Source organism: Nonomuraea gerenzanensis, assembly GCF_020215645.1.
GTDB classification, from domain to species: Bacteria; Actinomycetota; Actinomycetes; order Streptosporangiales; family Streptosporangiaceae; genus Nonomuraea; species Nonomuraea gerenzanensis.
In genome coordinates this window covers 5,363,754-5,387,330 of sequence record NZ_CP084058.1, presented here as the reverse complement: position 1 = coordinate 5,387,330, position 23,577 = coordinate 5,363,754, and the positions used below count along the sequence as shown (strand labels likewise).

18 protein-coding genes are annotated in these 23,577 nt (G+C 73.2%); 4 read left to right on the top strand and 14 right to left on the bottom strand.

What is annotated here, in order from left to right; translation table 11 throughout:
* Window positions 1–78 precede the first annotated feature (78 nt).
* Window positions 79–918, bottom strand: a complete 840-nt coding sequence (gene lgt, locus LCN96_RS25260) for a prolipoprotein diacylglyceryl transferase (RefSeq protein ID WP_225275362.1) — start codon at window positions 916–918, stop codon at window positions 79–81.
* Window positions 919–1,018: 100 nt separating this feature from the next.
* Between lgt and LCN96_RS25255 the strand changes: the two genes are divergently transcribed.
* On the top strand, window positions 1,019–2,236 hold the full coding sequence (locus LCN96_RS25255) for an FAD-dependent monooxygenase (protein WP_225275361.1): 1,218 nt from the start codon (window positions 1,019–1,021) through the stop codon (window positions 2,234–2,236).
* Here LCN96_RS25255 and LCN96_RS25250 read toward each other — a convergent pair.
* The gene (locus LCN96_RS25250; protein ID WP_225275360.1) at window positions 2,221–3,189 is read right to left on the bottom strand and encodes an enolase C-terminal domain-like protein; all 969 of its coding nucleotides are present in this window, start codon (window positions 3,187–3,189) and stop codon (window positions 2,221–2,223) included. The genes LCN96_RS25255 and LCN96_RS25250 overlap by 16 nt on opposite strands.
* Window positions 3,190–3,408: 219 nt before the next feature.
* Between LCN96_RS25250 and LCN96_RS25245 the strand changes: the two genes are divergently transcribed.
* A complete protein-coding gene (locus LCN96_RS25245) occupies window positions 3,409–5,340 on the top strand; it encodes a hypothetical protein (RefSeq protein WP_225275359.1) in 1,932 nt (643 codons plus the stop codon).
* 11 nt (window positions 5,341–5,351) lie between these two features.
* Here the strand turns inward: LCN96_RS25245 and LCN96_RS25240 are convergent, their stop codons facing one another.
* Complete coding sequence (locus tag LCN96_RS25240; protein ID WP_225275358.1) at window positions 5,352–5,834, bottom strand: hypothetical protein; 483 nt, start codon at window positions 5,832–5,834, stop codon at window positions 5,352–5,354.
* Between the two features lie 53 nt (window positions 5,835–5,887).
* Here LCN96_RS25240 and LCN96_RS25235 point away from each other — a divergent pair, with 53 nt between their 5' ends.
* Entirely contained in the window at window positions 5,888–6,214 is a 327-nt protein-coding gene (locus LCN96_RS25235) for a hypothetical protein (RefSeq protein WP_225275357.1), read from the top strand.
* 23 nt (window positions 6,215–6,237) lie between these two features.
* Here the strand turns inward: LCN96_RS25235 and LCN96_RS25230 are convergent, their stop codons facing one another.
* The 11 genes from LCN96_RS25230 to LCN96_RS25180 form a co-directional block, all read right to left on the bottom strand.
* Window positions 6,238–6,885, bottom strand: coding sequence for a response regulator (locus LCN96_RS25230; RefSeq protein ID WP_225275356.1), 648 nt, complete (start codon window positions 6,883–6,885; stop codon window positions 6,238–6,240).
* Entirely contained in the window at window positions 6,882–8,231 is a 1,350-nt protein-coding gene (locus LCN96_RS25225; RefSeq protein WP_225275355.1) for a sensor histidine kinase, read from the bottom strand. Before LCN96_RS25225 ends, LCN96_RS25230 begins: the two co-directional genes overlap by 4 nt.
* Window positions 8,232–8,275: 44 nt before the next feature.
* Window positions 8,276–9,943 (bottom strand): FAD-binding oxidoreductase, encoded by a 1,668-nt coding sequence (locus LCN96_RS25220; protein WP_225275354.1) that lies wholly within the window; start codon window positions 9,941–9,943, stop codon window positions 8,276–8,278.
* 152 nt (window positions 9,944–10,095) lie between these two features.
* Window positions 10,096–11,013 carry an iron-containing redox enzyme family protein gene (locus tag LCN96_RS25215; protein ID WP_225275353.1) on the bottom strand — a complete coding sequence of 306 codons (918 nt, stop codon included), beginning with the start codon at window positions 11,011–11,013 and terminating at the stop codon, window positions 10,096–10,098.
* Window positions 11,014–11,184: 171 nt separating this feature from the next.
* The gene (locus LCN96_RS25210; protein ID WP_225275352.1) at window positions 11,185–12,897 is read right to left on the bottom strand and encodes an FAD/NAD(P)-binding protein; all 1,713 of its coding nucleotides are present in this window, start codon (window positions 12,895–12,897) and stop codon (window positions 11,185–11,187) included.
* 84 nt (window positions 12,898–12,981) lie between these two features.
* Window positions 12,982–13,803: a cytochrome c oxidase assembly protein gene (locus LCN96_RS25205; RefSeq protein WP_225275351.1), complete on the bottom strand. Its 822-nt coding sequence runs from the start codon at window positions 13,801–13,803 to the stop codon at window positions 12,982–12,984.
* Window positions 13,770–14,294, bottom strand: coding sequence for a DUF2243 domain-containing protein (locus LCN96_RS25200; RefSeq protein WP_225275350.1), 525 nt, complete (start codon window positions 14,292–14,294; stop codon window positions 13,770–13,772). Before LCN96_RS25200 ends, LCN96_RS25205 begins: the two co-directional genes overlap by 34 nt.
* A gap of 122 nt (window positions 14,295–14,416) precedes the next feature.
* Window positions 14,417–15,334, bottom strand: a complete 918-nt coding sequence (locus tag LCN96_RS25195; RefSeq protein WP_225275349.1) for an alpha/beta fold hydrolase — start codon at window positions 15,332–15,334, stop codon at window positions 14,417–14,419.
* The gene (locus LCN96_RS25190; RefSeq protein ID WP_225275348.1) at window positions 15,331–15,804 is read right to left on the bottom strand and encodes a hypothetical protein; all 474 of its coding nucleotides are present in this window, start codon (window positions 15,802–15,804) and stop codon (window positions 15,331–15,333) included. Before LCN96_RS25190 ends, LCN96_RS25195 begins: the two co-directional genes overlap by 4 nt.
* A gap of 48 nt (window positions 15,805–15,852) precedes the next feature.
* A complete protein-coding gene (locus LCN96_RS25185; protein WP_225275347.1) occupies window positions 15,853–18,444 on the bottom strand; it encodes a ThuA domain-containing protein in 2,592 nt (863 codons plus the stop codon).
* Window positions 18,445–18,450: 6 nt separating this feature from the next.
* Window positions 18,451–21,225 (bottom strand): carbohydrate-binding protein, encoded by a 2,775-nt coding sequence (locus LCN96_RS25180; RefSeq protein ID WP_225275346.1) that lies wholly within the window; start codon window positions 21,223–21,225, stop codon window positions 18,451–18,453.
* A 523-nt stretch (window positions 21,226–21,748) separates the two neighbouring features.
* On the opposite strand from LCN96_RS25180, the gene LCN96_RS25175 reads away from it, so the two are divergent.
* Window positions 21,749–23,569, top strand: a complete 1,821-nt coding sequence (locus LCN96_RS25175) for a substrate-binding domain-containing protein (protein WP_225275345.1) — start codon at window positions 21,749–21,751, stop codon at window positions 23,567–23,569.
* The last annotated feature ends 8 nt before the right edge of the window (window positions 23,570–23,577 follow it).

Here is a 23,577-nt window from a genome sequence, read left to right as displayed (position 1 = left end):
GGGTGAGAGCAGGGGATTCGATTGCCCACCCCTGAGGACGCCTCTGCTGCGGTACGCGGTCGGGGGCGTTCTCACGCGTCAGCCCGTCCGGGCCGTCACGACCTCCTCGGTGTCCTTGGCCCGGGTGACCCACAGGTAGACCAGCGCCCCGGCGAACAGCACGATCGAGGTCCACTGGTTGATCCGCAGCCCCAGCAGCAGCACCGCGTGGTCCACCCCGCCGACCGGGTCGATCCGCAGCCCCTCGATCCAGAACCGCCCGAAGGTGTAACCGGCGACGTACACGGCGAACAGCCGTCCGTGGTGCAGCACGAACCGCCGGCCGATCAGGATGAGCGCGAAGCCGAGCGCCGCGTCCCACAGCGACTCGTACAGGAACGTCGGGTGGTAGAGCACGCCCGGCTCACCGCCGTGCGCCTGGTCGATCTCCAGGCCCCACGGCAGGGTGGTCGGGCTGCCGTACAGCTCCTGGTTGAACCAGTTGCCCCAGCGGGCGATCGCCTGCCCGAACGCGATGCCGGGCGCGACCGTGTCGGCCACCGCGCCCAGGGACAGCCCCCGGCGGCGGCAGGCCAGCCACACTCCGACGCCGCCGAGCGCGACCGCGCCCCAGATGCCGAGCCCGCCCTCCCAGATGAACAGCGCCTGGACGGGCTCCTTGACCGCGCGCGGGCCGAAGTAGGTCTGCCAGTCGACGATGACGTGGTAGAGCCGGCCGCCGATCAGGCCGAAGATCACCGCGGGGACCGCGATGTCGTACATCGTGCCCGGCTCGCCACCGCGGGCGCGCCAGCGGCGCTCGCTCAGCCAGGCGCCGACGACGATCCCGAGGATGTGGCACAACGCGTAGGCCCTGATCGGGATGAAACCGATGTCCCAGGCCGCTTCCGCCGGGCTCGGGATCGAGGCGATCACCATGCGGGAGAGGCTAACCGACGGCGCGCTCCCCGCGGCTAACGAGTGAGACTCATTCCTGAGACCCCTCATGGCATACACCCGGACAGGCAGGAGCCGAACCATGACCGCGTACGGCAGCCGCGGCGCACGAACCTCGGTCACCATCGTCGGCGGCGGGATCGGCGGGCTCACCGCCGCCCTGTCGCTGCTGCGCCACGGCATCGACGCGCACGTGTACGAGCAGGCCGCCGAGCTGAGCGAGGTCGGCGCCGGCGTGCAGATCAGCCCGAACGCGTCCCGCGTCCTGCACGGGCTCGGCCTGTCGGAGGAACTGGCCAGGACGGGTGTCAAACCGGTGGCCCTGCACCAGCGGCGCTGGGACGACGGCCGCACCCTGGCCCGCTCCCCCCTCGCCGGCCCGCTGGAGGACGCCTTCGGCTTCCCCCACTACCTGATGCACCGCGCCGACCTGCTCGCCGCCCTCGCCACCCGCTTACCCGCCGGCCGGATCCACCTGGGGCACCGGTTCGCCGCGCTGGCCGACCACGGGGATCGCGTCGAGGCGCGCTTCGCGAACGGCGTACGCGTCGAGGCCGACGTGCTGGTGGGCGCGGACGGCATCCACTCCCCCACCCGCGGCCTGCTGTTCGGGCCGGAGCACCCGCGCTTCACCGGCTGCGTCGCCTACCGGGGCCTGGTGCCGGCCGAACGGCTGCGGGCGCTGGAACTGGAGACCACGACACAGCTGTGGATGGGGCCCGGCGGCCACTTCGTGCACTACTTCGTGGCCGGCGGGCGGCTGGTGAACTTCGTGGCGATCACCGAGCAGGACACCTGGACGCGGGAGTCCTGGACCGACCGGCGCGACGTCGCCGACGCGCCGGCCGCGTTCGAGGGCTGGCATCCGCAGGTCAGGGCGATCATGGAGGCGGTGGACGAGACGTACCTGTGGGCGCTGTTCGACCGCGCGCCGCTGCGGCACTGGTCCTCCGGCCGGGTGACCCTGCTGGGCGACGCCTGCCACGCGATGTTGCCGTTCATGGCGCAGGGCGCGGCGATGGCCATCGAGGACGCGGCCACGCTCGCCGCCTGCCTCGCCGACCCCGGTTCCGGGGTCAGCGCGGCCTTGCGGCGGTACGAGGCGGCGCGCGTTCCCCGTACGGCGCGGGTGCACGCCCTGTCCACCGCGAACAAGGCGCGGTTCCATCTCCCCGACGGGCCCGCGCAGCGGGACCGCGACGCCCAGCTCAGCGACGGGGCGGGCGGGCTGTCGCCCGGGGCCATGGCGTGGATCTACGGACACGACGCGGATCGCCCCTCGGATCAGGCGACGCGGTAACGCTCGGCCGCGGCGGTGCGCAGAGTCAGGCCGTGACCGGGCGCGTCCGCACAGGGCCGGGCCACGCCGCCGCCGGGATCGGCGGCGCCGTCGAACAGCTCCGCCTCGATCCGCTGGTGGTCGTGGAACCATTCGAGGTGCCGCAGGCCGATCGTGGCCGCCGCGGCCGGGAGGTGCAGGTTCGGGGCGCAGTGCGCGGACACCTGCAGATGGTGACCGGCCGCGACGTCGGCGTCGCAGCGCTCACGGACGAGGCGCAGCCCGGCCAGGTCGTCGGAGGAGACCGGCTCCTCGAACCAGGTGACGCCGTGCTCGCGCATCCGGCCGGCGACACGGACGGCCTGCTTGGCGGTGTAGCCGCCGTTGGCGTCCACGTACAGCTCGGCGTCCTGGCCGATGGCGCGGCGGGCCAGCGCCACCCGGTGCAGGTCGCGGTCGGGCCGGCCGCCGGACGACTCCCCGATCTTGATCTTGACGCGGCCGATGCCCTGCTCGTGCACCCAGTGCGTGAGCTGGTCGACGGTGGCGGCGTCGGCGTAGGTGGTGAAGCCGCCCGAGCCGTACAGCGGCACCTCCTCCCGGGCCAGGCCCCACAACCGGGTCAGCGGCACCCCGATCAGGCGGGCCTTCAGATCCCACAGGGCCACGTCCACGGCCGAGACGGCGTACCCGGCGACACCGGGCCGGCCCGCGTTGCGCACCTGCCGCGTCATGGCGGCGTGCAGCGCGGGGACGGCGTCGGCGTCCGCGCCGGTCAGCGTGCCGGCGAGGGTGTCCGTGACGAACGTGGCCGCGGCGGCCGGCGCGTACGTCCAGCCCGTCCCCGCGACACCCGCCGCCCGCACGGTGACCACCACCATCGTGGTCGCCTCCCAGGCGAGGGTACCGTCCCCCTCCGGACACTCGGCGGGGACCCGATAGGCCGCCGCCGTGACCTCGTCGATCGCGCTCATCCCGGCTCTCATCTCTCACGGCCCCCAGGTGACTGCGGCGACCCCAGGGACACCGTCCAAACAGTCATAAGGCGGCGTGCGGCCGGTGTGCCTGTGGGAAAGTTGGTGCCTCGTGCGGTCCGGCCCAGGCCACCCGTCTCCAGGTCGAGGAGGTAGCGACGCGTGGCTCATCCATATGGCCCGTGGAAGCCCGAGGTGTCGGGGATAGACCCCGCGCGCATGGACCGCTTCGTCGCCGCCATGGACCGGGCCTGCGCGGACCTCGCCGAGCAGACCCAGGCCATCAGGGCCGAGCTGACGCGCCTGGGCACCGGCACGCTGACGCTGGCCCCGTTCGTGGAGATCGAGCGCTGGACGCGCGGCCAGGTGCCGAGACTGCGGGCCCGCAACGCCACCATCCGCGAGCGGGTGCCGGGCTGGGATCCGGGCATCGTGACCTACGACGAGGCGACGATGCCGTACGCCACACCGCAGGAGTCACGGCGCGAAGGCGCGGCCATGGGCGTGCTCTACCGGCAGCACGTGCTGGCGGCCAAGCTCGGCATGACCAGCCCGCGGCCGAACGACGCGGTGCCGCGTTTCCGGGAGCTGCTGTTGCGCATCCTGGCGCACAAGGACGATCCGGACTTCGCGGCGGCCTTCTTCGGGGAGCTGGGGACGGGCGGGACCATGGCTTTGCCCAAGGACCTCCTTTCCCTGTTCGGGCCCGCTGCGGCCGGGATCCCGATGCGGGTGGAGGAGAAGCGGATCCTGGGGGGTTTCAGCCGGATGTTCGCTGCTGCTTCGATCGCTGTTCCTGGGGATTCGCGGTTTTCGAAGGTGATGGGGGATGTGGAGCGGGGTGGGGGGTCGGTGGATGCGGGGGCGTTGTCGTGGTTGGTGAGTGCGGGGGGATTTCCTACGCAGTGGCTGACTGTGGTGGCTCGGCGGCATTTGGGGGGTGGGGGTGGGCGGGCGGATGTGGCTGGGCGGTTTCTGAGTGCTCTGTCGCGTGATGCGGTTGCGGCTCGGGCTGTGGTTGAGGATCTTGCGGGGTTGAGTGTGCTGGTGGCGGGGGATTTGGAGGCCAGTGATGCTTTTGGGCGGGTGTTGGCGGCTGCTTCTGGGGTTTATGACGAGGTGGATGGGGCGCATGGGGTGGAGGCTGCCGGGTTTGCGTTTCGGGTGATCACGGAGGGGCCTGGGCTGGTGAGGAATGAGGTGGTGCGGAGGTATTTTGCGGAGATTGCGGGGGCTTATGCGACGGAGTTCGCGGCGAGCGCCGCTTTTCTGGACCCCGACTCGCAACACCCGAGTCGGTTGGGCGGCTTCGACGACAAACTCGTCGGAACGACGCCGATGTTCCGGCTTTCTCTGGCTGACAGCTATCAGTTCATGAAGACGTTCGCAGACACCGATGCCCACATGGAGCCGTTCAACCGAGGCATGGCCTCGCTCACGCAGCGGCTCTTCGAGGCGGGCGTGCGGGCGGACCGGCATCTGCTGGCCTTCCCACCCCCGGACAGGCTGCAGCGGCAGACGGCGATCGAGCAGGTCTTCGCCCGGCTGGGCACGGTGGCGGGTATGCAGTTCGCCGCGATGAAGGCCGTCCGTGGCACCGCGGATCTCAGGGACCGGGAGGAGGTCGACCGCTTCGGCCAGGCGCTGGACAAGGGGATGGACACAGGAATGTTGTTCCTCCCCGCTGCGGGAGGGCTACCCGCAGCAGCGGGCTGGATGGTCCTCAGCTGGGGGCTCAAGGACGGCGTGGCAGCCGCGATGGAGCCTGAGCTGCGGATGCCGGACGTCAACCGGCAGGAGCTGGACCAGGCACGCGCGACCCTCTACGAGATCGCCGCCGGGCTCATCGCACATGGCTACACCTCGCAGGATGCGCCGGTGGTCTTCAAACGTCCCACCGACCCGCTCATCGTCGACGAGGAAGGGCGGCTGCGGCCACACGTGCAGATCAACGGGAACCCGCGGGCGATGCGGGCCTTCCTGCTCTGGCTGAAGGAGAACGGCAGCGTCGATGACCAGGCCGACCGCCGGACACTGGGGAAGGTGGCCGCCACGGCGTCCACACGCTTCTCCGGGGATCGGGAGAACGTGGAGAACTTCCTGGCCACGGTCGATCCCGACCTGAAGAAGGTTCTGATCGGAGAAGGATGATCGTGTCTGAGCTATCCGCGTGGGATGCAGTCCGTTTCGCCCATGGCCACAGCCTCGTGGTCGCTGGGCGTCTCCACGGTGATGCTGGTGCGGGACGAGGCGAGCTTGAGTGTCGTCCTGGGCAGCCCCGGCTTGTAGGGGTCGTGCACCTCGTAGCCCCACGTCGTGCCGAGCCTTCCCGCCATCTCGGCGATGAGGTTGTCGTCAAGCCTGGCAAAGGTGGACCTCACCCCGTACGTGCGCTTCACCCCCCCAGACCCGCATGGCACATCCTTCCCCCCAGCATCGACCACCACCGTCTCCTCCGGATCCACCGACTCCATCAACTCCGTGATATGCCGCTGCAGCATCTCCCCAGCCTGCTCCACCGTCGGCCCCCGCTCCCCCGCCGAACACCCCCCCAGAACCCCGGCCACCCCCACCACAGCCGCCCAACGCCACACCGGTGCCATCGACACCCTCTCCGTCCCGAACGCCTGCCCCGCCGCCCCCATCCTCCATCACCCACCCCCCGCCGTACCCGTAACGTCGAGATGGGTTGGCCACGATGACCGAGATCCCGGTGGACAATCCCCGCTATGCCGCCCTGCGCCAGGCTCAGGTCAGGGTCGAGGAGCATGTCGCGAGGTTGCGGGCGGCGCTGGACGAGCCGTTCGAGCTATTCTCCGGTGACGCGGTGTGGATCGGGCCCGTGGCCAGGAGGTTCGGGGAGGAGCTGGGGCATCACCGGCGGCGGCTCCGGCAGCAGGCCGAGACGGTGCTGGCGGAGCTGGAGGCGGAGATCAGGCGGACGCCGCAGCGGGTGTCGCCGGCCGTGGCGCGGGAGGAGGCCGCGCGGCTGTCGGGGCGGCCGTCGGCGTTCGGCGTTCTCTGAGACGGCATGCGCCGCCGCTGGGGTCAGGGCTGTTCGGGTGGTCGTGGGGTGAGCAGGCCCCGGTTGAAGGCCTCGGAGACGGCGGCGGCGCGGTCCTTGACGCCGAGCTTGGCGTAGATGCTCAGCAGGTGGGACTTGACGGTCGCCTCGGTGAGGAACAGCCTGGCGGCCGCCTCCCGGTTCGTGGCGCCGGAGGCCACCAGGTGGAGCACCTCCACCTCGCGCGGGCTGAGCGGGCCGGGGGCGGGGCGGCGTACGCGGCCCATCAGGAGGGCGGCCACCGACGGGGCGAGCACCGCCTCGCCGCGGGCCGCCGCGCGGACGGCGCGCAGCAGTTCGTCGCGGGGTGCGTCCTTGAGGAGGTAGCCGGTGGCGCCCGCCTCGATGGCGGGCAGCACGTGGCTGTCGGTGTCGTACGTGGTCAGCACCAGCACGCGGGCCGCGTTCGCGCGCTCGGTGAGTTGCCTGGTCGCGCTGACGCCGTCCGTGCCCGGCATGCGCAGGTCCATGAGGATCACGTCCGGGCGCAGGGTCTCCGCCAGCCGGACGGCCTGCGCGCCGTCGCCGGCCTCGCCGAGCACCTCGAAGTCGGGGTCGCGGGCGAACATGCTGCTCAGGCCGTCTCTGACGACCGGGTGGTCGTCCACGATCAGCAGGCGGATGGGGGTCATCCGCACACCTCCGCCCGTTCGAGGGGGACGCGGGCCGAGATGCCCGTGCCGCCGCCCGGCTCCGATTCGATCTGCAAGGTGCCGGAAAGGCTCTCGACGCGCTGCCGCATCGTGATCAGGCCGAACCCGCCGCGATCGGGCAGCGACCCTCCAGGGGCGGGCCGGGGGTCGGGGCCGGGAGTGAGCGGGCCGGGGTCGGAGGCGGGCGGTCCGCTGTCGTCGAGCCGCGCCGCCTCGAAGCCCTCGATGGTGGCGAGGCGGGACGGGTCGAAGCCGTCCCCGTCGTCGCGGACGTCCAGGGCGGCCTCGTGCTCCAGGTACGACAGCGTCACCCCCACCCGGCGGGCCCGGGCGTGCTTGGCCACGTTGGCCAGGGCCTCCTGGGCGATGCGCAGCAGCGCCACCTCCGCCTCGGGCCGGATCGGCCGGGCCGTGCCGGTGGTGGTGACCTGGACGGGGATCTCGTGCAGCGCCGACCAGCGCTCGGCGACGCCCGCCAGCGCCTCGCTGAGCCGCGCCGATCGCAGCGGCTCGGGCCGCAGCGCGTGCACCGACCGCCGGGCCTCCGACAGGCTCTCCCTGGCGAGCTTCGTGGCGGCGGCGACGTGGCGGCGCCGGATCGCCGGGTCGTCGCCCGCGCCCTCGGCGGCGCGCAGCTGGGCGATGATGCCGGTCAGGCCCTGCGCCAGCGTGTCGTGGATCTCGCGTGCCATGCGCTGCCGCTCCTCCTGCACCGCGGCGTCGCGGGCCTGGGCCAGCAGCCGCTCGTGCAGGGCCGCGTTCTCGGCGAGCGAGGCCGCCAGCCTGCGGTTGGCCTCGCGGGCCTCGTGCAGCGCCCGCTCCCGCTCCTCCTCCTGCAGCGCCGCGCGCCGGGCGAACCAGGCGAAGGCGCACATGGGGACGACGTTCGCGGCCACCACGGCGGCGTAGGTGATCAGGCCGACGCCGGTGCTCTTGTCCACGTCGTACGCCTGCGCCGTGCCCGCCACCACCGCCACCGCGCCGACGCCGACCGGCTGCCACGGCCAGCGCAGGAGCCGGAAGGTGAAGACGTACACGACGGGGGTGAAGAGCCCGAACCACGGGGCCGTCACCACCAGCACGCCCGTGAGCAGGATCAGCCCGGCGACGAACACGGCCATCACGGGCGCCCGCCCGCGCCAGGCGGGCCGCAGCGTGAACAGGCCCAGCATCCAGGCCGCGATCAGTGCGCACAGCACCAGGTCGGCGAGCGGCGAGGAGCCCTCTGAGCGGTGGAGTGCCACGGTGACGGCGGTCAGGAGCGCCAGCAACGCGTACGGCCCGGCGGCCAGCACCAGGGGCCATCGTGTCGCTGCGTCGCGCATCCGTCCCCTCCTGTCCTGGTGCCTGACAATCTAGCCGCCGCCGGTCAGCCCGCCCGGGGCGGTTCGACGGACAGCGCGTGGCGGAAGACGTCGCGCGGGTCCCAGCGGGCCTTCACCTGCTGGAGGCGGGGGTAGTTGTCCTTGTAGTAGAGGGTCTGCGCGGACACGCCCGAGGTGTTCCACGCCGGGTCGGCCAGGTCGGCGTCGGGGTAGTTGATGTAGGAGCCGTCGTTGACCTCGCCGGGCACGGGCACGCCGCCGGTGTCGGCGTACACGTCGCGGTAGAGGCCCCGCACCCAGGCGAGGTTGGCGGCGTCGTCGGCCTCGTCGGCCCAGACCGTCTGGTAGACGGCCTTCATGATCACGTCGCGCTGGGCGATCGCCGTGGCGGCCGGCTCGACCGCCCGCACCTGGCCTCCGTAGCCGACGAGCAGCAGGCCGGCGCCCGGGCCGCCGGTGGAGTTCGTCAGGTGGCGGTAGACGGCGGCGAGCTGGGTGTCGGTGAACGAGCGGCGCAGGTAGCCGGCCTTGATCTTGTAGCGCCGGACGAGCACGTCGCCCGGCTCGCCGCTGCCCGGCCAGGTCATCCGGTGCAGCCAGGGAATCGTGCTGCGCAGGTCGAGCACGGGGGTGAGGTCCAGGCCGTCGGTCACCGCGGAGATGAAGCCGGTCACCAGGTCTTCGGCGCCTGGGAGGTCGGCGTCGATCTGGGCCACGAGCATGACGGTGCCGCCCGCGCGGTGCGACGGCTGCAGGATGCCGTACAGGCCGGCGGACCGGGAGCCGGGGGCGCTGTTGCGTTCGTGCCAGGTGCCGAAGTTGCGCAGCAGCCCGGTGAGCGACTGCTCGGTCAGGTGCTCCCAGGACCACATGACGACGTGCTGCAGCATGCGCCGCGGCGCCGCCGGGAGCAGGCGGGACGGGTCGGTGCCGGTGGCGCCGGGCGAGCGCAGCCAGTAGCGGGTGACGACGCCGAAGTTGCCGCCGCCTCCGCCGGTGTGGGCCCACCACAGGTCGCGGTTGGGGTCGCCGGGCTCGCGGGTGGCGACCACGGCGCGGACGGTGCCGTCGCGGTCGGCGACCACGACCTCCACGCCGTACAGGTGGTCGACGACCGAGCCGTACCGGCGCGACAGCGGGCCGTACCCGCCGCCCGCGAAGTGCCCGCCGGCGCCCACCTCGGGGCAGCCGCCGCCGGGGATCGTGACGTTCCAGCCCTTGAGCAGGGTACGGTACACGTCGCCGAGGGTGGCGCCGGGCTGCACGGCGAACGCCCGGCGGCGGGCGTCGTAGCCGACCTCGTCCATCGGCGACAGGTCGAGGAGCAGGCGCACCGACGGGTCGGCGGTGAGGTTCTCGAAGCAGTGGCCGCCGCTGCGCACCGCGATCCGCCGGCCGGAGCGGACGGCGTCCGACACCGCGCGCACCACCTGCTCGGTGGAGGCGACGACGCGGATCTCGTCCGGCTGCCCGGCGAAGCGGAAGTTGTTGCCGCGCAGCAGGTTGTCGTAGCGGGGGTCGCCCGGCCGTACGGTCACCGGCCCGAAGCCCGGCCCCGCCGGCTCAGCGGTCCGCGCCTGCGCCGGCGCGGCGCCGGCGGCCGCCGTGCCGAGGGCGGTGGCGGTGGCGGTGGCCGTGGCCGTGGCCGTGGCGGCGAGCATCCCGCGACGGCTCATCGGGGTGCTGGTGGTGGAGTCGTTCCCTGCTGGCATGTGGCTCGCTCCCTTTCGGATCGGAGGTCATCAGCCTCGCAATCCGGCAGGAACGGCACATCAGCCGATGTCGTGAAAAGGCGGGTGAGATAGGGAGTCCACCGATCGGCTGACCGTCTCCACCGATCGGTTCAGCCCCGGGTGCGGCGCTCTCAGCTCGTCGCCGCCATCGCCTCGCCCTCCTTGCCGTCGCGCGCGAGCGGCTCCGCGCCCTCAAGGGAGCTGAGGCCCTGCCGCCAGCGGGCCAGCACGTGTTCGGCCCAGCGGCGTTCGAGGGTCAGGGCGCAGGCGGCGCCGTACAGGATGTCGCCGGTCAGCGACGGCTCCTGGGCGGCCAGCCCGGCGCAGAGGTCGGCGGCGACGTGGTGGCCGGGCGGCGACGAGGTGAGCTCCAGTGCCGCGAGGTGGCCGGCCAGGGCGCCGCGCAGCCGCCGGTGCAGGCCGAACAGCGACATGACGTTGGTGACGGCGAGCGTGATGCCGGGCACGTCGTTCAGGTAGGCGCCGTAGGCGTCGTCCAGGCCGAGGCCGGCCATGGTGGCCCTGAACAGCTGGGCGCTGGTGGGCTCGGCGTGGCCGCCGGGCTCGTCGGACAGGGTGCCGGGCAGGCGCGCGGGCGCCTGCGTGTGCGCGTCCTTGAGGTGGTGGATCGAGCGGTGCACGAGCAGCTCGCGGTAGCGCGACAGGTCGGCCTCGCGCTGGAGGTGCGCCGCCGGCGAGGGGCCGCTCGCCTGCTCCTTGGCGACCAGCTCGGCCAGCGCGTGACGGACGTCCTGCGGCGGCGGGGCGGGCGGGCGCGGGACGGCGCGGGCGAGCGCGGACTCCAGTGAGCGCTCCAGCTCGCGGCGGGTGGCCAGCAGGGACGGCTGCCACTCCCAGAGGTCGTCCACGTCGTCGAAGCCGCGCGAGTGCAGCTCGTAGCAGGCGAACAGGGCGAGCTGGAGGTCGCCGTCGTCCAGCGCGGTGGCGGGCGGCGGGGTGACCAGCGGCGGGTCCAGCTCCACCGGCGGGCCGGCGAGGCGGGCGAAGAGCCCGGCTGTGATCGGGCCGCGGGCGACGGGCAGACGCATCACGATCCTCCTTCGCGTTCCTGGTTCCCGGCTGCGCCCGCAACGGCCGTGTGCGTCCGGCGCCGGCAGCTCACCTGCTCGACGCGGACCCTGCCCTGCGCCTGCACGCTCAAACGGCCCTCCCAGCGGCGGCAGCGCGGCACCGGTTCAGGGCGGCAGCGCGGCGCCGGTTCAGGGGCGGGCGAGGAGGGCGGCGGCCACCGCGTCCGCGTCGCGGAAGAACGGGCTGTCCTGGCCCGGCCTGCCGGTGCCGACCTCGGTGAACCAGCGGGTGTGGTTGGTGGCCACGCCGAGCGCGTGAAGGTCCCCCGCCGCCCGTCCCAGCGCGTCGATCACCCGGTACGGCGCCCGCGTCACGGCCAGCCCGCCCGCGTCGAAGCGCGCCCCGGTGGCCGGGTCCACATTCACGAACTCGCTGACCATCCCGTCCGCCAGCAGTTGCCTGATCAGCGGCGAGACGTCCCTGGACAGGTCGCGCGCGGGCGCCCGCGCGTCCACGAGCACCCTGGTCACCCGCCGGGACCCGCCCACCTGCGGCGATCCCACCCCGAACCCGCCCGGCACCGCCTCCACGCGGGCTCCCGGCCCGACCGGCCGCACGATCCCGGCCTCCATCAGCGCCGCGAGCTGGTCGACGTGCGCGGCGGGCGGCCCGGCCGACAACACGAAGCTCTCCGGCACGAACCTGTCCAGGAAGTCCCGGTGCGAGTGCGGCAGCAGCCCGCCGAAGTCCACGATCTGCGGCAGCAGCGGCCGGATCGCGCGCAGCATCTCGGTGGCCGCCTTGACCGTGCCGTCCACGCACCCCGCGCCCGCCCGCCGGGCGTCCGCGCGCAGCAGCCGGGCCAGGCCGGCGTGGTAGTCGGCCGGTGAGGCGAACCACCGGTCGCGAAAGGGCCTGGCCAGGCTGGTGAGCGGATGGGCGGCCCCGGTGGAGCACGCCAGGTCCGCCTCGAACTGGATGAGCGGCTCGACGAGCCGGGCGAAGTCGAGCTGCGGCGTGCCGGTGGCCGCCAGCGCCGTCGCGCGCAGCTCCGCCAGGCGCTCCTCCGTCACGACCCGCAGCCGTACGGGCGGCGCGGGGAAGTCGGGCACCTCCGGCCTGGCCAGGAACGGCAGCCCGCCGCGCGAGAGCGCCAGCAGGATCGGCTCGTCCCCGCTGGGCAGGTAGCGCAGCCCGGCGGGCGTGGGCGAGAACCGCCCGCCCCTGCCCAGCGTCACCGCCCGCATCACGTCGTAGAACGTCAGCCCGAACCCGCGCACCGCCACCTCGGCCCCCGGCGGCAGGTCGTCGAGCGGCATCTCCGCGGCCAGCCCCGGCGGCAGGTAGCGCAGGCCGTGGTCGTCGGCGTGCCGCAGCCAGGCGAGCTGCTCCGCGTCGGGCTCCAGGCTGCCGTGGCCGGTGGCCAGCACCGCCTTGTCCACCCGGTACGCGGTGCCGCCCGCGACCAGCCGCAGCCCGCCCGGCACGCGGGTCATCCGGGTGACCTCGGCCCGCACGGGACGGACGCGCACGCGTGGCGGGGCCGTCGCGCACAGCGCGCGGAACACCTCGGCCAGGTACTGCCCGTAGAGCCGGCGGGCCGGGTAGGCGCCCGGCTCCAGGCCGGCCCAGCGCGCCATCGTCCCGTACCGGTCGGCGGGCAGGCCGTCGTCGCCGGGCCCGCGCATCGTGCTCTCGCCCGCCGTGGTGTTGGCCATCAGCCAGGACGGCTGGTCGACCCGCCAGACCCGGCCGCCGCCGTGGCCGACGGCGTCGAACGCCCAGATCGTCACCTCGTCGTGGCCGCCGGGCGGGGTGTCGCGCAGCCGCATGAGCAGGCGTTCCAGCACCGACAGGCCTCGCGGCCCCACCCCGATCACCGCGATGACCCGTTCCCCCATGTCGCCCCGCTACCCGGGCGACCGCCGGTCAGGCGCGTTGATCGGCGTGGCTCCGGTCACACCCGCTGCTCCGTTGCGGCCCGGTCATCCCCCTTGCTCCGCTGCGGCGGCGGTCACCCGCCTCCGCGCGGCGGGCCTGGGCCGCCAGCCGGCCACGAGGGCGAGGGCCAGGAGCAGCTCGGCGAGGTCGCCGCCGTAGTACATGATCTCGGCGGCGCCACGGCGCTGCTCCTCGGGTACGGGCAGGTCCACGCCGACGCCGGCGTACATGAGCTGGGAGAGCACGCTGTGCGCGGCGATCGCCACCCCCAGCACCACCAGCCGGGCCACCACCGTGGGGCGGCGCGGGGCCGGGTCGGGCCCGGCGATCACCCAGGCGAACAGGCAGCCCGACAGCAGGAAGTGCACGTGCACGGCAGCGTGCAGGGCGCCGTGCGCCAGGACGAGCCGGTAGAGCGGCGTGCAGTACAGCACGATCATGCCGCCCGCGCTCAGCAGCAGGGCGGTGACCGGGTTGGCCACGGCGTGGACGGCGCGGTGGCGCAGCAGGCGGGCCAGGCGGCGGGCGCGGGCGGCCGGCAGCGAGCGCAGCAGCAGCGTCACCGGCGCCCCGAGCACCAGGCCGAGCGGTGCCAGCATGCCGACGAGCAGGTGCTGCACCATGTGGCCGCGGAAGTCCGTGGCGGCCCAGGCGGCGATCGGCCCCGTCAGGGCCGCCGCCACCAGCGCCAGCCCGGCGACGAACAGCGCAGAGCGCCACCCCTTCCACCCGGTGGCCCGTGCCGCGGGCACCAGGTAGGCGGCGGCCAGGAGCAGCAGCAGGACCGGCAGCAGGACCGGCGCCGGCACGCCGCTGTGGTCGCCGTGATGCGTCACGCCCGGGTCGCCCGCTCGTCGTCCCGGCACAGGTCGACCTGCCGGGCGCCGCGCTGCAGCCCCCACCCGCCGATCACCAGGAGCGCGCCTAGGAGCAGGAAGCCCAGGTCCCACCAGAGCTGGCCGGGGCCGGTACGGACGTGGTGGATGCCCAGCAGGTGGTGGTCGATGACGCCTTCCACCAGGTTGAACAGGCCCCACCCGACCAGGATCCAGCCCCAGAGCGCCCGCGACCGCCACAGCCGGCCCCGGGAGGCGGTGACGCGGGAGTAGAGCAGGCCGAGCCCGATCAGCACCGCCAGCCAGGTGAAGGTGTGGAACAGCCCGTCCCACACCGTGTTCATCCGCAGCCCCGGCAGGGTGTCCACCGGGTAGTGGCGCACGCCGACGTTGTCGGTGTCGGTGCTGCTCAGCATGTGGTGCCACTGCAGGAGCTGGTGCAGCAGGATGCCGTCGACGAAGCCGCCGAGACCGACCCCCAGGATCGTGCCGGGCAGTGCGATGGCGTTGCGCGTCGCCATGGGGCTCCTTCTCGCGTCCTTCGCGGTCCGGGGTGGCCTACCCCGCGGCAGGCGGGACACGCGCGGGTGCCCGCGGCCCGGCCGGGATCCTTGCCAAGTCCGCAGGTCCGCTTGGCCGCGCGTCAAGCGGAAGGGATCCAGGGCCGGCCGGTGCTCTCGTCACGCCCGGCCGGCCCGGTGCGGCCCGTGGTCTCGGCGTGGAAGTCCAGGATCGCCCGCGCCACCTCCTCCGGCCGCTCGACCACCATGGCGTGGCTGGCGTCCAGGTCGAGGAGGCGCAGGTGCGGCCGGTCGGCCAGGAGCGACAGCAGGTCGCGGCGGATGCCCGCGCGTTGCGCCGTCATGAGCTCGCCGACCCGGCCGGGCAGCCCGGGCAGGTTCCGCCCGGCCAGGACGAACAGGGCGGGGCAGCGAATCTCCGCGACCGGCTCGACGCTGTCCAGGAAGTACGGGTCGTAGCGCACCTGCGCGGCCAGCGCGGCGCTCGGCCGGACGAAGACGCCCTCGCCGGTGGTGAGCAGCGACCGCTGCGGGTACATCGCGGCGTGCGCCTCCGGCAGCGGCTGCGCCATCGCCGCGGCCTGCGCGTCGAAGACGGCCTTCACCTCCGCGAGCAGCTCCTGGAGCTCCTCCTGGGCGAGGCCGGCGTAGTGCCGCGGCTCGGTCTCGGCCGAGCGCAGGCCGTCGAGGTTGACGATGCCGGGCGCGTCCGGGTGGCGCAGCGCCCACCGCACGGCGACCATGCCGCCGAGGGAGTGGCCGACCACGAAGGGCTGGTCCAGGCCGAGGTGATCGGCGACGGCTCGTACGTCGTCCAGGACCGCCTCCCACTCCCAGGGGCCGTCGCCCGACAGGCCGTGGCCGCGCAGGTCCATCGCGACGACCCGGTGGGAGCCGGTCAGCAGGGGCGCGACCGCGTCCCAGTGCAGCAGGGTGCCGCCGAGGCCGTGCAGCAGCAGAATGGGGGCGCCGTCGCCGCCGTGGTCGCGGACGGCGAGGGGGACGGGGCGGTCACCGACGACGAGATCGGATGCGGTCACTGGGCACTCTCCTTGGGGCGGTTGAGCCGGGCGTGGATGGAGCCGGTCGTGACGCCGCCGTCGGGATGCCTGTCGAGCTTGCCGCGTTTCACCAGGTCGTGCACGCCCTGGCGGGTGATGCCGAGCATGGCGCCCGCCGTCGCGAAGGAGACGGCCTCCTTGGCGGGATGGCCGGCGCCGCGCGCCACGGCGCGGCCCAGCGGGGTGCGCCACCACTGCTCGGGCGGGTCGAAGGGCTCGTCTCCGGGGAACAGGACCGCGATCAGCCTGGCGGCCGTCAACGCGGCCTGCCGCTGGTCGCGGCCGAGCAGCTGGGCGGCCCAGACCTCGGCCTCGACCCGCAGGCGGGCCTTGATCGGAGTCAGCAGCTCGTCGGAGGACAGCAGGATCTCCAGCGGGTCGAGCACCCGTGTCTCCAGCAGCCGGACCAGCGCGGCCACCAGCTCGACGTGCTCGTGGGTCGTCGTCACTTGACGGACGATAGCAAGTACTTGCTATCGTCCGTCAAGTAGTGCGGCTCAGCTCCCGGCGAACCTCCCCACCCAGTACGCCGTCCGGTCCAGATACGCCGTCTGCGCCGCGGCCCCCGTGCGCCCGTAGGCGCCCTCGAAGCTCTGGTAACCCGCGCGCGGCACCGCCGGCTCGATCACGCTGCCCTCGTGCCACTCGTTGAACGAGGTGATCGACACCCACGTGGGCATGGTCGCCAGCGCGTTGGACCACTCCTTGTCGTAGGTGGCGCCGTCGTCCCTGGCGAGGGTGGGCGTGGTGTTGCCGGGCACCGCGCGGTCGTCGAGGTAGCCGGGCCCCACGGACGGCGCCCACACCAGGCCGTGCTGCCGCGCGTAGTCGGCGGCCTGCTGCCAGCCGGGCGCGGTGGCGCCGGCGATCGCGTCGTAGGTGTACATGCCGCCGAAGTGGGCGATCTTGGAGGTGTCGGTGGTCTGGGCCAGGATGACGTTGCCCTGGTTCACCTGGTCCAGGGCGGACCAGTCGGTGATGCGCAGGCTCTCGAAGACGTAGAAGGCGTTGCTGAAGGCCGGGTGCGCGCCGTAGGTCTGGTTGATGTAGCGGATGTCGTCCACGGTGGAGGCGGCGGTGCGGCCGGAGTAGGGCTCCAGGTGCCAGGCCACCTTGAGCCCCTCCCTGGCCGCCGCGTCCATGACGCCGCGCGCCAGGCCGTCCTCGTAGCTGCCGCGGCCCCACCAGCTCAGCACCAGCACCCCGGCGGCCGACTGCCTGATCCACTTCATGTGCTGGGCCACCGCTCCGGTGAAGTCCCCCGAGTCGTACGCGCCCAGGGCGGGGTAGAAGTCGGCGCCGATGTCGCCCGGAGGGGTGCGCCCGCCCTGCTGCCAGTGCCGCCAGCCGCCGCTGACCTGCGGCGAGCCGTACCAGGGGTAGTAGAAGACGTGCACCTTGTCCGACGGCGGCTGCGCGGTGCCGCCGGTGTCGAGGGTGATGGTGTCGAGGTCGAAGAGGTTGCCGCTGCCGCCGGTGAAGACCAGGAACAGCGGCCCGGTGCCGGAGCCGGTCAGCGCGGTGGAGACGTTCTGGAAGCTCTCCCAGCCGCCCGTGACGGGCACGGCGACCGAGCCCAGCAGAGGGCCGGTGGCCGAGCCCGAGCGGACCTGGATGGTGCCGCCGACCCCGCCGGAGGAGACGCGGGCGGCGAACGTCTTCGCGCCGGTCGTGGCGACGTTCGCGTAGCCCGCCCAGTCGCCGTTGTCGACATAGCCGAGCGTCCTGCCGCCGCTGGCGGGCGGGTGGGCGGCGATCTGCACGCCCGAGCTGGACGTGTACGACTCGCCCTCGACGGTGACGCTGCCGCCGCCGCTCAGCTCCTTGACCCGGACGTTGCGGAAGGCGACCTGGTCGGCGGCGCCGTGGTTCTGGATGCCGACGTGGCCTTGGCGCAGCGAGCGCCGGGGGTCGGTGTTGGTGAAGTCGTTGATCTGGACGCCGTTGAGATAGACGCGCAGCCGTTCGCCCTCCACGAGCAGTTCGTAGGTGTTCCACGAGCCGGGCGGGTTGAGGGCGGCGTCCCGGGCGGCCTGGTCGGCGGCCTGGAAGCCGTAGACCGAGCCGGTCGTGCGGTCGGGGGTGTCGGAGGCGTCGATCTGCACCTCGTAGCCGTTGTCCACGGCGGACTGCGGATCGGCCGAGGCGGGGAAGCCGACGAAGACGCCGGAGTTGCTGTCGCCCGTCACCCGCCAGTCCAGTTTCAGCGAGTACGCGCCGAGCTCCCTGGCCGAGTACCAGAGCAGGCCCATCCCGCCCTGGGAGGTGAGGGTGGCGTCGGCGTTGCCGAAGCCGCCGGGCCCTGCCTGGGACCAGCCGCTGGTGGAGCCGTTGTAGAGCGGGGTGTAGCCGTTCTCGGGGCGGCAGTCGGCCTGGGCGACCCCGGCCGCGTACCGGATGCCGCCGAGCAGCACGCTGCGGAAGGCCGGGTCGGCGTAGGACTCGACGGTGTGGCCGAGGCCGGTGTAGAAGGCGCGGCCCCGGCCCTGGGGGTGGCACCAGGTGATGGGGTGGTCGCCGCCCATGTCGCCGCCGCTGTAGGTGGTCTCGTCCAGCGACTGCAGGACGCGTGCCGACGCCCGGGGGTTGGTGCGGTAGTTGTACCACTCGTCGGTGCGGGTCCAGGCGGGGCCGAGGTGCGCGGTCGCGGGGTGGGCGCGGCTCTCCGTGCGGACGGTGGCCTGCTGGACGGCGGGGTGACTCCTGAAGTACGCGCCGGCCAGCTTCTCGTAGTACGGCCAGCCGTACTCGGTGTCGGCGGCGGCGTGCACGCCCACGTAGCCGCCGCCCCCGTCCACGTAGGACTGGAAGGCGGCCTGCTGAGTGTCGTCGAGCACGTCGCCGGTGGTGTTGAGGAAGATCACGGCCTCGTAGCCGGACAGGTTCGTGAAGGCGCCGGCGTCCTCGGTGGCGGTCACGGTGAAGTCGTTCGCCGCGCCGAGGTCGCGGATGGCCTGGACGCCCGCGGGGATGGCGTCGTGGCGGAAACCGGCGGTCTTGGAGAAGACCAGCACCTGATAGGCCGGATCCGCGGGGACGGCGGTCAGGCTCGCCGCGACGAGCGCGAGGCTCAGGAGTTTGGACAGCATCGCCGCCTACCTGGTGATCGTGAACGTGTCGAGGTCGAAGAGGTTGCCGCTGCCGCCGGTGAAGACCAGGAACAGCGGCCCGGTGCCGGAGCCGGCCAGCGCGGTGGAGACGTTCTGGAAGCTCTCCCAGCCGCCCGTGACGGGCACGGCCACCGAGCCCAGCAGAGGGCCGGTGGCCGAGCCCGAGCGGACCTGGATGGTGCCGCCGACCCCGCCGGAGGAGACGCGGGCGGCGAACGTCTTCGCGCCGGTCGTGGCGACGTTCGCGTAGCCCGCCCAGTCGCCGTTGTCCACGTAGCCGAGCGTCCTGCCGCCACTGGCGGGCGGGTGGGCGGCGATCTGCACCCCCGAGCTGGACGTGTACGACTCGCCCTCGGCGGTCGTGGCTCCCGTGGCGAGGGTGAAGGCGTCCACGTCGAGCAGGTTGCCCTGGCCCGTGACGCCCTTGAAGACGAGGAACAGCTTGGTCGGGCCGGACGGGGCGGTGCCGCTCAGGTTCGCCGAGACGTCGGTGAAGGTGTCCCAGCCGCCCGTGCCGGCCACCGCGAGCGTGCCCAGCAGGGTCCCGGTCGCGGAGCCCGCGCGCACCTCGATGGTCCCGCCGGGGCCGCCGGAGGAGACCCTGGCGGTCACGCGGGTGGCTCCCGCCAGCAGGTACGGCTCGAAGGAGATCCAGTCGCCGTTGTCGGTGAAGCCGACGGTGGCGCCGCCCTCGGCGCCGCCGTGGGCGGCGATCTGGACGCCCTGCTGGGCGCCGAAGTGCTCGGCCTGGCGGTGCGCCGGCTGCAGGGTGCGGACGCTGTGGCCGGTCAGCCCGCCCCGATCGGTGTACTCGGCGTCGAAGACCCCGTAGAGGTTGGCCGCCGCGTCGTGCTCACCGTCGGGCGGGATGGTGATCGATCCCTCGCAGCCGTTCCCGGAGGTGATGGCGTGGGTGTGGCTGTCGTGTCCCACCAGGTACGTCACCTTGACGGCGGCGCAGCTCACGGTGCCGTCCTCGGGGTCGGCGACGGTGACGCGGAAGGGCACGGCCTGCCCGTAGGAGAAGAGCTGACCGTCGGCCGGCGTGGTGAGCGTCACGGTGGGCGCGGTGTTGCCGACGGTGATCACCAGGCTGGCGGTCCCGGTCAGGCCCTGCGGGTCGCGTACGGTCAGCGTCGGCCGGAACGTGCCGTTGGCCGTGTAGGTGTGGGTGGGGTTGGCCTGGGTGGCGGAGGTGCCGTCGCCGAAGTCCCACCTGTAGGTGAGCGCGCCGCCCTCGGGGTCGGAACTGCCCGCGGAGGAGAAGGCCACGGTCAGCGGCGCCGTGCCGGAGGTCCTGTCGGCGGCGGCCCTGGCGACGGGGTTGCGGTTCGCGCCGCCCAGGTACTCGATCCGGTACAGCGCCTGGTTGCCGCCGCCCGTGCCGTAGTCCAGCACGTACAGGGCGCCGTCGGGGCCGAACTCCGCGTCGATGATCTGCGTGCCGTCCCACGGGAAGTCCTCGATCACGCCGGGCGTGCCGTCACTCCCGACCTCGATCGCCTTGATCCACTGGCGGCCGAACTCCATGGCGAAGTACCGGCCGTCCAGCGACTGCGGGAACTTGACCGCCGAGGAGGAGCCGGCGTCATGGCGGTAGACCTCGCCGCCCATGGGCGACTCCGAGCCGCCGCCGAACTCCGGGGGCGAGCCCGCGTCGCCGTACTTGATCCAGCTCGGCTTGGCGGCGGGCAGCCTGGCCAGGCCGGTGTTGCGGAAGGAGTTGTTGACGGGGCCGCCCGCGCAGTCGTACTTGGCGCCGGAGGGGCCGCTGGGGAAGGTGTACTCGGTGTAGGTCTCGGCGGCGGTGTTGGTGCCGGTGCAGTACGGCCAGCCGTAGTTGCCGGGGCCGGTGACGCGGTCGAACTCCACCTGGCCGCCCGGGCCGCGGCCGGGGTCGGCGCCGCCCGCGTCGGGACCGTAGTCGCCCAGGTAGACCGTGCCGGTCTGCTTGTCCACGCTCATCCGGAACGGGTTGCGGAAGCCCATGGCGTAGATCTCCGGCCGGGTGCCCGCCGTACCCGGGGGGAACAGGTTGCCGCTGGGGACGGTGTAGGTGCCGTCGGGCTGCGGCTTGATACGGAGCAGCTTGCCGCGCAGGTCGTTGGTGTTGGCGGAGGTGCGCTGGGCGTCGAACTGGGGGTTGCGGCTGGTCCGCTCGTCCAGCGGGGAGTAGCCGCTCGACTCGAACGGGTTGGTGTCGTCGCCGGTGGTCAGGTACAAGTTGCCGGCGGCGTCGAAGTCGAGGTCGCCGCCCACGTGACAGCACTGGCCGCGATCGTTGGGCACTTCCAGCACCACCTTCTCGCCGGCCAGGTCGAGGGTGTTGTCGGCCTTGAGCGTGAAGCGCGACAGGTCCAGGTGCCCCTTCCAGGGGGCGAAGTCGGCCTCGGTGCCGGTCACGGGGGCGTCGCCGGCCGGAGTGCTCAGCCTGGGCGAGTAGTAGAGGTAGACGAAGCGGTTGGTGGTGAAGCCCGGGTCGATGGCGATGCCCTGCAGGCCCTCCTCGTCGTGGGTGTAGACGTCCAGCTTGCCCGCCACCTTCGTCGCGCCGGAGGCGTCGGTGTGCCGGACGGTGCCGTCGCGGGCGGTGTGCAGCACCGACCTGTCGGGCAGGACCGCGAGCGACATGGGCTCGCCCAGCTCCGGCGGCCCGAGTGCGAGCTGGACGTGCTGGTAGTCGCCGGGTGGGATGTCGATCGCCGCCGCGCCGGTGAACACCAGCGACGCCGCGACGAGCAGCCTCGACCACGCAGACATGGGCTTCCTTTCCTGACCGGGGGGACGTCAGGCAAGGCGCGCGCCGACCGCGCTTTGCAGATGCGATTGCGCTTGACGATTTGTCGGGTGATATCAGGATCTAACGAGTTGCTTACCGCGCCGAAATATGGCTGTCAAGAGCTTGACACTTCAGTGAGTGAACGGCGCGGGACGACTTAGCGGCGCAAAATCTCGATCACTTCGCGCAAATATCGGCCTGGAGCGCTCCACCCTCTTGCATGGTCGAGCCGGAGGGCCTTTAATCCAAACTCACGCCCGCCCGGCACCGACGGAAGGTTGTGGGCGGCCCCCTGCCGCCGACCACGGGGGCCCGCCGCATGTGGGTGCCGTCGTCCCGTGCCGGGCGGGCATGCCGCCGCGCGAACTTACAGCCGCTGAACGCACCTTGGACGCCGCATCCGCCGGACAGACATGCTGCCTGCTCACACCGAGCCGGGCGGCGGCCCGGAGGCGCCCTGAACTTATAGTGACTGAAAGGATCGTGTCGATGTAAGATCCGGGCATGCCCACCCAGCAGCCCCCGGCCCGGCGTGAGCGGAAGAAGGCCGAGACGCGGCGCGCGATCGCGGACGCGGCGATGCGGTTGTTCGCGTTGCGGGGCTTCGACGCGGTGACCGTGAGCGAGGTGGCGGAGGCGGCTGATGTGTCGGCCAAGACCGTGTTCAACTACTTTCCCGTCAAGGAGCAGCTCTTTTACGAGCATGAGCCGCTGTTGGCAGGGGATCCGGCCGAGGTGGCGGGGTTGCTGCGGCGGGGTCTGGGGGCGGCTGTCGCGCTGAGCGGGTTGTTGCGGTCTGGGTCTGTTGGTGGGCTTGCGCTGTTCGGGCGGATTTATCGGGGTAGCGAGACGTTGCGGGCGTATGGGCGGGAGTTGTTCGCGGCGCGGGAACGTTCGCTGGCGGAGGCGCTCGCCGTATCGCTGGCGGAGGCACCGGCCGGGTTGCTCGGCGCGGCGCAGGCGGAAGCGCGAGCGATCGTCAGGGGGGAGGGCGGGGGCCGGCTCAGGGCGCGGATTCTGGCCGCGACGGCGCTCGGGCCGCTCCGCCAGGTGTGGGAGTCGATCCTGCTGGAGGCCGCCGACCGGGTGCCGCCCGCCGAGGCCGTCGTGCGCGGCATGCGCACGCTGGAGGAAGCCTACGCCGTACTGGGCGGCGCGTTCGAAGCCTTCTTCCAGGGCCCCGGCGAGAGCGCGAAGCCCAGCGGTGGCGCGGCCGAGACCCACCCGCGAGACGGCGGCCCCACCGACACAGAACCCCATGGTCCAGGACTGGCGGCGGCGCGCCGCGTCCCACCGCTGCTCACCGAGCAGCCCCGCGCGCTGAGAGGCGAGCGGCCGAGCATCCGGCGGGTGGCCGACCTGGCCGGGGTGAGCGCGACGACCGTGTCCCACACCCTCAACGGCCGCCGCCCCGTCGCCGAGGAGACACGGCGGCGGGTGCTGGAGGCGATCGAGGAGCTGGGTTACCAGCCCAACGTCCTGGCCAGGGGGCTGCGCACCAGCCGCAGCCAGACCATCGGCCTGATCATCCCCGACATCACCAACCCCTTCTACCCCGCACTGGCCCGCGGCCTGCAGGACGTGCTGGGCCCCGCCGGCTACGACCAGATCATCAGCAACACCGACGGGGTGCGGCGGGTCGAGCAGGCCGCGATCGAGCAGATGATCGCCCGCCAGGTGGACGGGCTGGCGTTCGCGGTCTTCCACACCCACGCGGCGGACCTGCGGCCGGTGATCGAGGCGGGCATCCCCGTGGTACGGCTCGGCGGGCGGCTGGTCCAGCGCGGGGTGGACGTGGTCCACAGCGACGACGAGGGCGGCGCCGCCGAGGCCACCCGCCACCTGCTCGCCCGCGGCTACCGCAGGATCGCCTTCGTGTGCGGCCCGGCGGCCGAGGGGCCGGCGGCCGAGCGCGTCGCCGGATACCGCGCGGCCCTCGCCGAGGCCGGTGTGCCAGCCGGTCAGGCGCTCGTGTCGCACACCGAGTTCAGCCGAGCGGGCGGCGCGGAGGGCGTGGCGCGGCTGCTGGCGCTGCCCGAGCCGCCCGATGCCGTGTTGTGCGCGAACGACGTCATGGCGATCGGCGCCCTCGACGTGGCGGCGCGGCGCGGGTTGCGCGTCCCGGAGGATCTGGCCGTGATGGGCTTCGACGACATCGACGCCGCCGGCCTGGTCTCGCCCGGCCTGACCACCATGGCCAACCCGGCCCGCGAGATCGGCCAGGCCACGGCCGTGCGCCTGCTCGAACGGCTGCGGGGCACCATCGACGAGCCGTCCACCGAGTTGGTCGTGCCCGCCCGCCTGGTACGCCGTCAGTCCGCCTGACCCGCGAC